This window comes from Gardnerella sp. C0026F2 (assembly GCF_056590715.1).
Genome location: NZ_JBWPWR010000002.1, coordinates 296,188 through 309,416, shown reverse-complemented (window position 1 = coordinate 309,416; position 13,229 = coordinate 296,188). Strand labels below are relative to the sequence as shown.

10 protein-coding genes are annotated in these 13,229 nt (G+C 43.5%); 6 read left to right on the top strand and 4 right to left on the bottom strand.

What is annotated here, in order from left to right:
- Window positions 1-53 precede the first annotated feature (53 nt).
- On the top strand, window positions 54-710 hold the full coding sequence (locus AC1EK3_RS03790) for a hypothetical protein (protein WP_415687250.1): 657 nt from the start codon (window positions 54-56) through the stop codon (window positions 708-710).
- 104 nt (window positions 711-814) lie between these two features.
- Window positions 815-904: a 30S ribosomal protein bS22 gene (locus AC1EK3_RS03785; protein ID WP_004268639.1), complete on the top strand. Its 90-nt coding sequence runs from the start codon at window positions 815-817 to the stop codon at window positions 902-904.
- Between the two features lie 137 nt (window positions 905-1,041).
- Here AC1EK3_RS03785 and rpiA read toward each other — a convergent pair whose 3' ends face one another.
- The 4 genes from rpiA to AC1EK3_RS03765 form a co-directional block, all read right to left on the bottom strand.
- Complete coding sequence (gene rpiA / locus AC1EK3_RS03780; protein WP_415687252.1) at window positions 1,042-1,740, bottom strand: ribose-5-phosphate isomerase RpiA; 699 nt, start codon at window positions 1,738-1,740, stop codon at window positions 1,042-1,044.
- Window positions 1,741-1,885: 145 nt separating this feature from the next.
- Complete coding sequence (locus AC1EK3_RS03775) at window positions 1,886-3,019, bottom strand: ribonuclease H family protein (protein ID WP_480033184.1); 1,134 nt, start codon at window positions 3,017-3,019, stop codon at window positions 1,886-1,888.
- A 34-nt stretch (window positions 3,020-3,053) separates the two neighbouring features.
- Window positions 3,054-4,727, bottom strand: a complete 1,674-nt coding sequence (gene pgm, locus AC1EK3_RS03770) for a phosphoglucomutase (alpha-D-glucose-1,6-bisphosphate-dependent) (protein ID WP_480033185.1) — start codon at window positions 4,725-4,727, stop codon at window positions 3,054-3,056.
- Between the two features lie 30 nt (window positions 4,728-4,757).
- On the bottom strand, window positions 4,758-5,858 hold the full coding sequence (locus AC1EK3_RS03765; RefSeq protein ID WP_480033186.1) for a diacylglycerol/lipid kinase family protein: 1,101 nt from the start codon (window positions 5,856-5,858) through the stop codon (window positions 4,758-4,760).
- 327 nt (window positions 5,859-6,185) lie between these two features.
- Between AC1EK3_RS03765 and AC1EK3_RS03760 the strand changes: the two genes are divergently transcribed.
- From AC1EK3_RS03760 to AC1EK3_RS03745, 4 genes are all read left to right on the top strand, one after another.
- Window positions 6,186-8,009: a L,D-transpeptidase gene (locus AC1EK3_RS03760; RefSeq protein ID WP_480033187.1), complete on the top strand. Its 1,824-nt coding sequence runs from the start codon at window positions 6,186-6,188 to the stop codon at window positions 8,007-8,009.
- Window positions 8,006-9,499, top strand: coding sequence for a phosphatase domain-containing protein (locus AC1EK3_RS03755; protein ID WP_480033188.1), 1,494 nt, complete (start codon window positions 8,006-8,008; stop codon window positions 9,497-9,499). Before AC1EK3_RS03760 ends, AC1EK3_RS03755 begins: the two co-directional genes overlap by 4 nt.
- 89 nt (window positions 9,500-9,588) lie before the next feature.
- Window positions 9,589-12,093, top strand: coding sequence for a S9 family peptidase (locus AC1EK3_RS03750; RefSeq protein WP_480033189.1), 2,505 nt, complete (start codon window positions 9,589-9,591; stop codon window positions 12,091-12,093).
- Window positions 12,094-12,495: 402 nt separating this feature from the next.
- Window positions 12,496-13,206, top strand: coding sequence for a Crp/Fnr family transcriptional regulator (locus AC1EK3_RS03745; protein WP_119527042.1), 711 nt, complete (start codon window positions 12,496-12,498; stop codon window positions 13,204-13,206).
- Window positions 13,207-13,229 lie beyond the last annotated feature (23 nt).

The following is a 13,229-nucleotide window of genomic DNA, read 5'->3' as shown; positions in this document are numbered from 1 at the left end:
GTAAAGCGTTTTTGCGCACTAAAAGCGTCATCGCGATGTGACATAATGCAAGTATGTCGAAATCGAATGCTTCAAGTATGAATGCTTCAAAGATGGGTGCGTTGAATATGAATTCCTCAAGTGTCAATAATTCATCACACAACAAGTTATTAGTTGTGTTGACTTCAGCTGCAGTAATTGTGGTTTTGGCTCTAATTTCAGCGTTTATGTGGCCAGGTTGGGCGTTGAATCACGAAAATGTTGCGAGCAAAAATCATATGGTAATGCCTAAAACGCCTTCTATACCATCGAAACCTTTGCCAGCATCTTCTACGGCATTGCTTAAGGCTATGCCAGATAGCGTACTTGATTTCGCTCGTGTTGACGCTATACCTAGTGCAAATTGGACTGAATCGTCGCCTTTGGAAGAGTATTCTGTTAAGTACTCAACTGGTCAGCCAGATGGGGAAGTGTCTGTAACTGTTGCTCAATGGTCGAATCGCGATTCTGCGAACAAGCAGTATGAAGCGTTAGTTGATGGACTTAAGGGTTCTGATATTACAAGTGGAAAAATTCAAGTTTCTGGTAAGACTTCCGGTAGCTATGTGTTGCGAAATGATGAAAATGATAAATCGCAAGCTAGTGCATTGTGGCAGAACGATACTGCTGTTTTTGAAGTGAAAGGCGCAAAGCAAGCAGTAGAGCGTTTTTATCACAAATTCCCGATGTAAATTGTTGTAAAAAATGATGTTCTTTGTAATATCACTCCACAAAGTCGTTCAAACGGTGTAACATTAGGCAAGTTGCACACTTTACATAGGAATGGAGGCTTCAGATGGGTTCTGTCATCAAGAAGCGCCGCAAGCGGATGAGCAAGAAGAAGCACCGCAAACTGCTGCGTAAGACTCGTCACCAGCGCAAGTAATTTTCTTGCTATGCGTTGATGCGTGTCTGAACGTTTAGGCACGTAAGACTTTTTTGAAGCGTCGGTTTTTCCGGCGCTTTTTTATATACAAAAAAGTAGAGCCCGCGTTTGCGGACTCTACTTTTCGATTAGTTTCGCTACTTATTTGGGTTCGTAAGAGTGCGAGGACCGTTTGGATCGCCGACGATCACCGTGTCAACCATGTTCAAGAACAATCCGTGTTCCACAACGCCAACAGTCTCAATCAAATCCTTCGCCAACTCCTGTGGATGCTCAATGCGCTCCATGTGCAAATCAACCACAAAGTTGTTCTCATCGGTGCGCACTTCCTTGCCGTCTGCATCGAGACGCAAAACTGGCTTATATCCACGCTTTTCGAACTTACGAATCACCTGCGCGGAGCCAAATGGAATCACCTCAACAGGAAGTGGGAACTTGCCAATCGTGTCGACTACCTTGCTTGCATCAACAATCCACACAATGCGGTCGGAATTAATAGCCACAATCTTTTCCCAAAGAAGAGCTGCGCCGCCGCCCTTAATTCCGTTGAAGTTCTTGTCAACTTCGTCAGAACCATCGATTGTAACGTCAATGTGATCCACTTCGTTAATGTCGAGAATCTTAATGCCGTAGCTTTCTGCCTGCTCTTGCGTGCGACGAGAAGTGGTGACTCCTGTGAAGCTCAAGCCTTCTTCCTTAACTCTGCGGCCAAGCTCGTCAACCAAGAAGCGCACTGTAGAGCCGGTGCCAAGACCAACCATCATTCCATTCTTTACAATCTTCGCGGCTTCAATGCCTGCTGCTTTTTTAAGCGCATCTTGTTGTGCTTTATCCATTATTCCTGCTTTCTTGTTTTTGTTATTCCCGAGTTCGCCGATGAACTTCCATCGCTATTTGCGGGAGAGGCTTTGTGCTTTTATGCGCGCCTCATTTTCGTACATTTCCATATTAGTCTGCGTGCAGATTTTTAGTATGACTTTATCATTGATTTAGGTAGAAGGCGGTTGGGGATAAATGCAAGGTGCCGTCTGGTTCTACGTAGCCGCTTACGTTAATTGTGCCGGAAATAAAACGCGCCTCGCCGTTAAAACTTGGGCTTGTGTTTGGCGGGGGAGTAAACTGCAGCACGCCAGAAACACTTAATCCTTGAACTGGTTTAGATGCAGTTTGCGTAACATTTTGCTCTGTTTTTGGAACTTCTTGAACAATAGTTACAGCATCTTGCTGGTGTACATCTTGTTTATTTTCTATTGATAGTGCATCTTTTTCGCTATTTTCTAACGTTTCACGCTTTGTTTCACGCGCTTGTTCACATGTTTCTTCTTGCTCTTGTTTAGACTTCGTTTCACATGCTGCTTCTTGCGTTTGTTCGCGCGCTGATTCATTTGTAGATTCAGTTAAATCACTATCGTTTTTACTATTTTGTGCAGAAAAATCAGGATTAATATCTTCGCCAACTGTGCGTTCAAGATGGTATTCTGCATTAGAAATTTTGCCATCTAAAAGCATTTTTGCATCACTTGGCACATTCGTACCTTTTGCATATTCAGAAGCAAGAAGCGACTTCCAGCCTTCTAAAGGCAAGTATCCATCCTTCAAACCATTTCGGCAATCTTCCGCATATCCGCGCGCTAATGTATCAACTTTTTCGTTTCCTGCGTTTCCTGCGTGTCCCTTAACCCACACGAATTTTACGGCACCTTCGCGCTTAGTAATTTCAGCGTCGATTGCTCGAATCAGCTCAGCATTTTTAACAGGCTCGTTTTTAGAGTTTTTCCAACCGTTCTTTTTCCATCCGTGAATCCACGTAGTTGCGCAGTTTATAGCGTATTGTGAATCACTTTCGATTGTGAGCGGCTCGTTTCCAGGATGTGCTCGCAAAGCTTCCAAAACCGCGCATAATTCGCCAATTTGATTTGTGCCATTAGTTGCGCCGCCAGCATCTGCATTGCCTGTGTGATGGTGTTCGTTAGAGCTACCAGACTCGTCAATGTGGTCTGCCCACGCCCAACCCATTGAACCGTTTGGGTTTCCGAGCGCGGAACCGTCTGTAGAAACAACAATCATGACAAAACCTTTCAAAAATGCGCCGGCTGCATATTGCAACCAGCGCAATTAGTAGATTCTTTATTTACGCAAGATTATTACGTTACGCTAAAGCCTTGTCGACTACAGCAGTAGCTTCCTCAAGCACCTTGTCAAGCGCTTCTGGAGAAACGAAGGATTCTGCGTAAACCTTGTAAATATTCTCGGTACCAGATGGACGAGCAGCGAACCAGTTGTTCTTAGTCGTCACCTTCAAGCCGCCAATCTTTGCGCCGTTTCCAGGAGCTTCCGTAAGCTTTGCGGTAATATCTTCGCCAGCAAGCTTGGTTGCTTCAACATCGTCGCCGCTCAAAGATGCGAACTTCTGCTTTTGCTCAAGCGTGGTTGGGGTATCAACGCGCTTATACCAGCTTTCGCCAAAGCGAGCAACCTGATCCTGGTGAAGCTGAGCTGGGTTCTTGCCAGTCTTTGCAGTAATTTCCGCAGCGAGCAAATCAGGAATCAAACCATCCTTATCGGTGGTCCAAACGCGACCATCTTTGCGCAAGAAGCTCATTCCGGAGCTTTCCTCGCCGCCGAAAGCAACTTCGCCGCTAAAGAGTGGGTCAACGAACCACTTGAAGCCAACAGGAACTTCCACAAGCTTAGCGTTAATAGAAGCTGCCACGCGGTCGATCAAGGAAGAAGACACAAGCGTTTTGCCGATAGCAGTATTCTTTGGCCAATCCGGACGAGCGCCGCCGAACAAATACTCAACGCACACTGCAATGTAATGGTTCGGGTTCATAACGCCCCAGTTAGGGCACACAATACCGTGGCGGTCAGCATCTGGATCGGTGCCGCCAACCAAATCGTACTTATCCCAAGCGCCAGCGTTAAGCTGATCAACTAAGCCCTTCATTGCGTAAGGGGAGCTTGGATCCATACGAATCTTGCCATCGTGGTCAATAGTCATGAATCGCCAAGTTGGGTCAACTTCTGGACGCACAACGCCAATGTTCAAACCGTACTTTTCGTTCATAAGTGGCCAGTAGTTTACGCTTGCGCCGCCGAGTGGGTCAATTCCCAAACGAACGCCGCTAGAGCGAATCACATCAAAGTCAATAACGTTTGCCAAATCGCTAACGTAGTGTTCGCGGTAATCGAAGTCTTCAACCAAATCAGACTTGATTGCTTCTTCGAAAGGTACGCGCTTTACGGACTTGTAATTGTCGAGCAATTCGTTTGCGCGAGCTGCAATTGCGTTAGTTACATCCGCAGGTGCAGGGCCGCCTGTTACAGGATCGTACTTAAAGCCACCGTCGGTTGGTGGGTTGTGCGATGGAGTGACGACAATGCCGTCAGCTAAGCCGTCGCCGCTAAAACGCTGAGTGCCGTCGGCTGCGCGATTATGCGTCAAAATAGCCTGAGAAACAACAGGAGTTGGCACGAAATCGCCGCGAGAATCCACGCGAACGTGAACTCCGTTAGCAACCAAAACCTCAATAGCGGTTTTTTGAGCAGGCTCAGAAAGAGCGTGCGTATCGCGACCAATATAAAGAGGACCAGTTACGCCAGCTTTTTTGCGATATTCAGCAATAGCTTGTGTAATTGCCACAATATGAGCTTCGTTAAACGAAGTTTTCAAAGCAGAACCACGGTGACCGGACGTGCCGAAAATCACGCGCTGTTCTGGAATGTTGGAATTTGGAACTTCATCATAGTAAGCGCCAACCAAAGCGTCGACGTCGACTAGATCTTCTGGGGTGGCGGGCATTCCCGCATTTTTTGCTACCATAACTTTTTATTTTGCCACGGTGCTTGTATTTTATTTATTTTTTGGCACTCTCACGCACAATGCTTGCTTGTCAACAGTGAAGCGCAAATGTTTTGTATAGCCCAAAATGTCGCCGTCTACTTGCACTGGAGCAGATTTTTCTAATTGCACTTCTGCGCTAAAACCTTGCGTTTGGTCAATTCTTGAGCCTGCAGAAAGCGAATCCTGCTGTAGCGCGCGCCCTGTTAGCGTTTGGTGTATTACTCCTCGGAACAAATTAGCCCAACCGATTAAACCGCCCGAAGTGTCAATAATCTCAAAATCAAGCACGCCATCGTCGTACGCTGCTTCTGGCATAAGCGAAAACATAGGAATTTGACCGCAATTTCCAGCCATAAGTGTTCGGAAAGTCAATCCTTTTAGCACGCTTTCGTCGCCATTCGTACGCTGTAAGGTAACGGTTGCGCGATATTTTGGCATAAACAAATGCTTTACGCCAGAAACAAAATAAGCAAGCCAACTAATATTCTTTTTTAAGTTTGGATCAGTGTCGTCAATCATTAACGCGTCAAAACCAATGCCTGCAATAATTAGGAAGGCGTGTCCATGATCTTCTTCTGTATTGTCGAGAATCATTACGCGCCCAACGTCAACCTGCCTAGAGCCGTGAGAAGTTGCAACACGCAGCGCAGCATCCACGTCGTTTACTGGAATTCCCATATTTCTAGCAAAAAGATTGCCAGTTCCAATAGGAATAATTCCCATCGCATGACCTTTACCGCTTACTGCGCTCGCAACAGTACGAACCGTGCCATCTCCGCCGACCGCTACTACTACGTTAGCTCCGTTTGAAAGCGCTTCTAAAGCGCATTCACGCCCGTCTTTATCTAGCTGTGTATCAATAATTTCGTAGGTTAAATTGCGTTCTTTGCAATAATTTTTAATACTTTCGCGATACGATTCCGCTTGCGGTTTTGAAGGATTAAGTATGAATGCGTAATGCACTGAGTCGCCGTGTCGTTTAGCAAGTTTTTCTGCCAAATGATGACGTTTTAAAGCGCGCGAAACAATCATGATGACGAATGGTGCGAGTACAAGCGCGAAAACAATCATCATAAGAGCAATAGTCGCTTGAATAGGCATAGTTGGCATACCTCCTATTCTTGCACATTATTTTTTCTACAATACTAAATTTTTCGGCATATTGCGAATATTTACGTTTTTTACACATTTGTATATTATTTATTGTTTTTTATGAATATAGTTTTTCTTGCTTTCGCGCGTTTTTCGTGCGTATTGTTTGCGCGTATTGTTTGCACTGATTTTGCACTAAATATTTATCCAGTTATAACTAGTTATTTAGCCAGTTATGTATTTAGTTATGCTCTTATTCATCGCTAATACTAATTTCGTGCGTCGCTAGTGATAAACTGTTCAAACGTGTCTGTCGCATACAATTATTGAGCAGAGGTTTTGAATATGGCTGAATTACAGCAAAATTTTGAGGGAGATGAATCCTTCAATATTACATCTAGTAATATGCCTGATGATGCTAGTGACGATACTGTTGCTTTTACGCAGGTTCCTCAAAGTCATGTAGAAGATCAAATGGCTGATAATTCTGATAATTCTGTTAATTATGAGGGAACTCTTGCTGATAATTTAGGCGAAGTCGCAGATGAAGAAGATACTTCTGGAGATATTGTTGACGATATTGTTGACGATATTGCTGGCAATAAGAAGAATTTGTTTGGCAATAAAAATGCATATGGCGTGTATGAAAATGCAACTCCTGCCGACTCAACTGCAACCGATTCATTTAGAGTAGTAGAGCCGAAAGCAAAGAAACATCGTGCGAACCGTTCCGCATTGGCGTTAATGTATTCGCTTCTTATTTTTGTTATTTTGTTAGTTGCAGCATTTTTTGCACTTCATTTGTATTTCAACAATCGAGTTGCTCCAGGTGTTGATTTTGGTGATGCTTCTATTACGCGCAATCTCACTGGCTACCAGGAAGATGCTGTAAGCAGAACTGTTCAGAATGCTGTAGATAATAGCAAATTAGAAATTAGTGACGATCAAGGCAATAGTATTGATGCAGATTTGAGTCAGCTTGGTGTCAAGATTGATAAGAATGCAACTGTAAAAGCTATTATGAATGCTAAGCGAGATAATTTATTTACTCGCATTATGCCTTGGGTTCGTCAAACTGTGAGCTTGAAAGCTGAGCGCGATGATTCCGCTTTGGATTCGTACTTATTGCATAAGTTTATTCGTGAAAGTGATCGCGCTGTACCTTATAGCGCAGTTTTCGACAAGGATTCTGAATCTTTCAAAGTAGAGGATGGCGTACCTGGTCGCACTATAGAAACTATGTCTGTTCGTGAAGCAGTAAAAAAGTTAATTGCTCACCCTGGTAAAACGGTAAAAGTTTCTGTTACATCTAGACGCACTGACGCTCCTATTAAGCTTGATGTAGCGCAAAAATTTGTAAATGATTTAAATAAACTTCTTGAGAAAAAAGTAACGTTTAATAACGGCGACGGCAAAGATTTTACTGTTCCAAAAGAAGCAATTGCGTCTTGGATTAGCGTAAACGCAGATACGACTCGCCGTAAGCTTTCTTACACAATTGATGCAGATAAAGCAGATTATTATTTGTCTCAAGTTCTTCCAAAAGAGCTTAATCAGCAAAAAATTAATCAAGAAGATGCAATCGATAAAGAAGGTAAGTTTATTTTCACAACGCTTAAAGGTTCTAATGGTGTTGAAATTAACTATTCCAATAGTGTTGCGAAAAAGGCTGTAGAATCTTTGCGCAATGGCAATGATTTCAAGATGGATGTTCCTTCGAAAATTACTAAGTTTACCGTTGAAAAGAAGCTTGTTGAAATGCGAATTGTTGTTGACAAAACAACTCAAATGGCTTCTGTTTATAAGAATGATGAACTTGTAAAAACATTCCCTGTTTGCACAGGTAAGCGCGGTGCTGATGATTCAGCTTCTGGCACATTCTTTATTTACTTGCGTTATGCTTCACAAGATATGCGCGGTAGGAACGGCGATGGCTCTCCTTACTTCTCTCCTGGAGTGCGTTGGGTTAGCTATTACCATGGTGGAGAAGGCTTCCATACTGCTTCTTGGAATTATAAGGGTATTGCAACTGGCGATGCTGCAAATCACGGCTCTCATGGTTGCATAAACATGTATGAGCAGGATGCTCACTGGATTTTTGAAAATTGCCCACGTGGCACTATTGTGCAAGTTGTTGGCACGACTCCGGATGGTCCGGTACGCGAATGAGCGAATCTGTGGGTAACTCACTTAACAAAGATGAACGCGCTGAAGAACTTTCGCTTTCTGCGCGTTCTAATCTTGAGTGTGTGCAAAGCCCACAATCTACTCCGAAGTTAGCTTCGTCTAGACGAATTAGCAGTGCGCCAATTCCTGTGCATGTTACTGCAACATTGTTTGACACTCCGTCTAAAGCTGAGCGTATTGACAATAAGCCATTGCTTGTGCGTTTTGGTCGCAGGATTGTTACGTCTATTGTTGGCACTTGGATGCGTTTAGCCGGTCGTGTTTCTCGTCGTTTTGGCTGGTTTCCAAGTGTTGAGCCATATATTGGGTATGGAACGCATAGATATGCTCGCTTGATTTGCAGAACTGTGTATGCTCCAAAGCTCGGTCATCATTCTGCTCTAAAACGCGGAATTTACGCAATGCTTGTTGTTCCTGCTGTGCGTGTGCGCGTGGCTTTGTCTATTGACGGTATTCCTGTAGAAACAGCGCAAATTGGCGATTCTGAAATATACGATAAGCCTGAAGGTTCGCGCGATGGCAGTGCAGAGTATTGTATTTCTGACCGTGCAGGGTATTTAGATTTAATTACTGAGCGCGCTTTAGAGCCTGGTCGTCACGTTGTTTCGTATTCTGTTAGTGACCGTGAGCCTGTAAAAGCTAGCTTGTTTGCTATTGACGCAAATGTTCCTGTTGGTGTTATTTCGGACGTTGACGACACTATTATGGTTACTCAAGCGCCTTCGCCAATTCGTGCTGCTTATAATTTGCTTATTATGAATCCTGCTCATCGTTCGCCAGTTACTGGGATGTCTGAGTTTTTCCAGTCTTTAGAGCATTTACGTGACGATATTCCATTTTTCTATCTTTCTACTTCTCCGTGGAATGTTGAGGCTTCAATTCGTCACTTTATTGATCGCGAAAAGTTTCCTGAGGGTCCTCTTCTTCTTCGTGATTTGGATCCACGCCCTAAAACTTTTATTCCAAACGGACCGCAGCATAAATTAGAATTTGCAACTCAACTTATGGATGATTTTCCTGGCATGCGTTTTGTGCTTATTGGTGACGATGGTCAAAAGGATCCTTTAACGTATGCGAATATTATTCGTAAGCATCCAGGTCGCGTGCTTGCAGTAGGTATTAGGCAATTGCGCAAGAGCGCTACTGTTGAGGATTTCCGTCGTAAATTATCTCGTGATTTTGCGCTTGCTTTAAGTGCGTCTAAGCGTGCGTATGTTTTTTCGGATGCTCTTGACAGTGAGTGCGAAGATGCGCAAGAAATTCCTACTATGGCAATCGAAAAATTAAATAATGCTAACGAGTTTTCTGGTGATATTGATGGTCTTGATGGTTTTGATGATAGTCAAATGCGCATAATTGAAGCAGAAGGTGCTGCTGGTACTTTGCAAGGCGTGCCATTTTTTGCAGCTCCGCAAGGCAAAGATTTAGCTAAAGTAATGCTTCCGTTTATAGAGGAAGCGATTGCGAAATAGCATAAAATAATTGCAAAATAATTTTGTAATATTAAAGAATTGCAGAAAATATTTCGTTACTAATATATAAAAGCTGAAGAAAATACTTAATGAAAATTAAAAGAGGTGTAGCTATGAATAATCAAGATTTCGCAAAGCCAAAAGCAGCAGAACGCATACCGTCGGCACGTGAATTTCATGGCGACACTTATATAGACGAATATGCTTGGATGAAAGATCGCAATAATCCTAAGCTTATGGAATACGTCAATAGTCAAAACGCTTATACTGAACAGCGTGTAAAGCACTTAGAAAACTTGCGTTCTACATTATTTGACGAGTTGCGCTCAAGAGTTAAAGAAACAGACATGTCTGTTCCTGTGCGCATGAATAATTACTGGTATTACGTGCGCACTGAAAAAGGCAAACAATACGCTGTGCAATGCCGTATGAAAGTCGAAAATAGTGACGATTGGAATCCGCCAACTATCGACAATTCTGCAAAACCTGGCACAACTGATGGTGAAGAAATTTTATTTGATGCAAACCTTGAATCTGAGCGCTCTGGTGGCAAATTCTTTAAAGTCGGTGGAATGGATTTGAGCACCGACGGTTTGCGAATGCTGTACGGTGTCGACACTCAAGGCGATGAACGCTTTAACTATTTTATTCGTGACTTTTCTACAAAAACATGTTCTTGGTCGCAGTTGGATGAATCGTGGGAAAATCTTGCTTCTGCTTCACTTTCTCCAGATGGAAAATGGGTGTTTTATGTAAAGCTTGATGACGCTTGGCGTCCTTATCAAGTTTGGAGGCATAAGGTCGGCACTAAAGTTTCCAGCGATGTAAAAGTTTTTGAAGAAACTGACGAGCGATTTTTTGTTGACGTGTATGAAAGTTTTGACGAACGATACATGATGATCAGTAGTAGTTCAAAGACTACGTCGCGTGTGCTTATGCTTCCTTTGAGCAATCCTGAAGGCGAATTCCGTATGGTTATTGAGCCGGTTGAGGGAGTGGAATACGATATTTCTTTCGCTTGTTTTGAGAATGCTGGCGAAAATGGTGAAGATATTCCAATTGCGATTGTGTGCCATAACGCTAAAAATCCTAATTTTGAAATTGACATTATTGATATGAGAGGAAATTCCGGCAAGCTTGATGAGCATGTAACGTATAAGCTTTCGGATGGAGTATGTGTTGCTTCGGGTTCTCCTTATGGTTGTGAGCAGGGAGATGCTTGGCAAAAAGGTGCCGGAAGTGAGCCTATTACAAAGCCTTATAATTCGCCTCAAAATCCTGAAATATTGCAAAATGCAGTTGGATTGAGCATAAGCGGATTGTCAATGTACAAAAATTATGTGGCACTATCTTACCGTTCTCAAGGTTTGCCGCATTTGGCTGTAATGAGCAAGAAGCGCGCTGTTGAAGATTTTTTGCAAGCAAAACCGTGGCGTTTTTGCGAAGTGCGACCGCTTTCTTCCAAGCTTGCTAATCAACTTACGGATCAACTTTCTTCTCAGCTTGCGAATCAATTTACGGATCAACTTACGGATCAAGCGCAAGCCGAATCACGTGCTGCGCTCGCAAATATTTCACAAGAAGAAATCAACAATAATCGCTTATTTAGTATTTCTATGACTGGAAATCCTTCGTACGAAGCTCCGCGTATGCGTTACGCTTTTGGCAGTTACGCAACTTTAGGTCAACTTCGCGAGTTGGATCCTTTAACAGGCGAAGATGTGTTGCTCAAGCAAGGTAAAATTTTAGGCGAATTTAATGAGCACAATTATGCTGAAAAGCGCGTTTGGATTACTGCTCGAGATGGCGAGCGTGTGCCAGTGTCTCTTGTGTGGCGTCCGGATAAAATTTCCAAAACTGACTCAATGTTTGTTACTGGTTATGGCGCGTATGAAATTAGTTCAGACCCTACTTTTTCTGTCGGTCGCTTGAGTTTGCTGGATCGCGGCGTGTTGTATGCGCAAGTGCATGTGCGAGGCGGCGGAGAAATGGGCCGCGCGTGGTATGAGCAGGGTAGGCGCGTTAATAAAAAGCATACTTTTGAAGATTTTGTTGATGCCACGCGTGCTTTGCAAAATGCTGGTTTTGCTTCCGCTTGTCATACTGTTGCAAACGGTGGTTCAGCAGGAGGCTTGCTTATGGGCGCTATAGCAAATATGGCTCCGGAATGTTATGCAGGAATTGAAGCAGACGTGCCTTTTGTAGATGCTCTTACGTCTATGCTCGACTCTTCTTTGCCGCTTACTGTAACAGAGTGGGATGAGTGGGGCAATCCGCTCGATGATCCTGAAGCTTACGCTTATATGAAATCGTATACTCCTTACGAAAATGTGCCTTGCGCAAAAACGGAAGAGGGTCGCAAAAAGTTAGCTGATTTTCCGAAAATCTTAATCACGTCCTCTATTCACGACACGCGCGTGCTTGTTACGGAACCTTTGAAATGGCTAGCTAAATTGCAAGCTTCTGGGGTTGACGCAATTGCTCGTATTGAAACTGACGGCGGTCACGGTGGCACTTCTGGCAGGTACAGGCAATGGCAGGAGTTAGCTTATGAAAACGCGTGGTGCTTGCATGTTATGGGAGTAAATAGTTAGTCGGAAGCGGAGAAACTTTACGCGCGTGTAAAGTAAATGTCGTTTGCGCGCTAAAATCCGGCAGAAACTTTACGCTCGTGTACAGAAAATGTCGTTTGCGCACCAGAAAGCGGCAGAAACTTTACAGCGGCGTAAAGTAAATGTCGTTTCCTCGCCTTAATCCGGCAGAAACTTTACGCGCGTGTAAAGTAAATGTCGTTTGCGTGCTAAAAAGCGGCAGAAACTTTACGCGCGTGTAAAGTAAATGTCGTTTCCTCGTCTTTCGTGATATCATAGGTCAGGTGATGTGCGTTTTTCGCTTACGTTTTTCGCTTGCGTTTTTCGTTTGCGTTTGCGCTCATCCGCATACAGGTAGTTCAATGGAGATATCTACTTATTGCTTAATGAAGGGGTAGAGCAGCAATGGCAACACTCAGCGTTGACAGCGATGAATTTTCACTGCAACATACCGCATTGTTTAAGCAAGTTCCAGCTGATCAAGTAAAAGAATTGATGCAGTATTTGCAAGAGTCGACATTTAAAAAAGGTTCGGCAATTTTTAATGAAGGCGATACTGACCATCGAATGTACTTGCTTGAGCGTGGAAGAGTAAAATTAGTTCGTCATTCAAACGACAATCGTGTGCAATTGTTAAGTATTCACACTCCTGGCGAAATTTTAGGCGAAATTCCCGTTTTTGATCCTAGCGGCGGTCCTCGTACAGCTTCAGCAATATCTATTACAAACAACACTAGAGTTTTATGGCTAGAAAATGACGTGTTATTCAATTGGCTAAACAATCACCCTATCGTTGCAGTAGATATGCTTCAAGTGCTTGCAGCGCGCATGAGAGCAAATAATGAGCGAATTTCCGATTTAGTTTTTATGGATGTTCCTGCTCGTTTAGCAAAGACTTTGCTGAATTTAGCTTCAAGATTTGGCGAGCCTATGAGCGATGGCTTGCTTGTGCCGCATGATTTGACGCAAGAAGAGCTTGCGCAACTTGTTGGTTCGTCTCGCGAAACAGTTAACAAAGCACTTATGGATTTTGCAAACAGAGGCTGGATTATGCGCCAAGGCAGATCAATTATTATTTATAAGCCTGGCATGCTTATCCGTCGAGCTGAGCGTTAAAGCGCGAATGTTTATGATCTCGG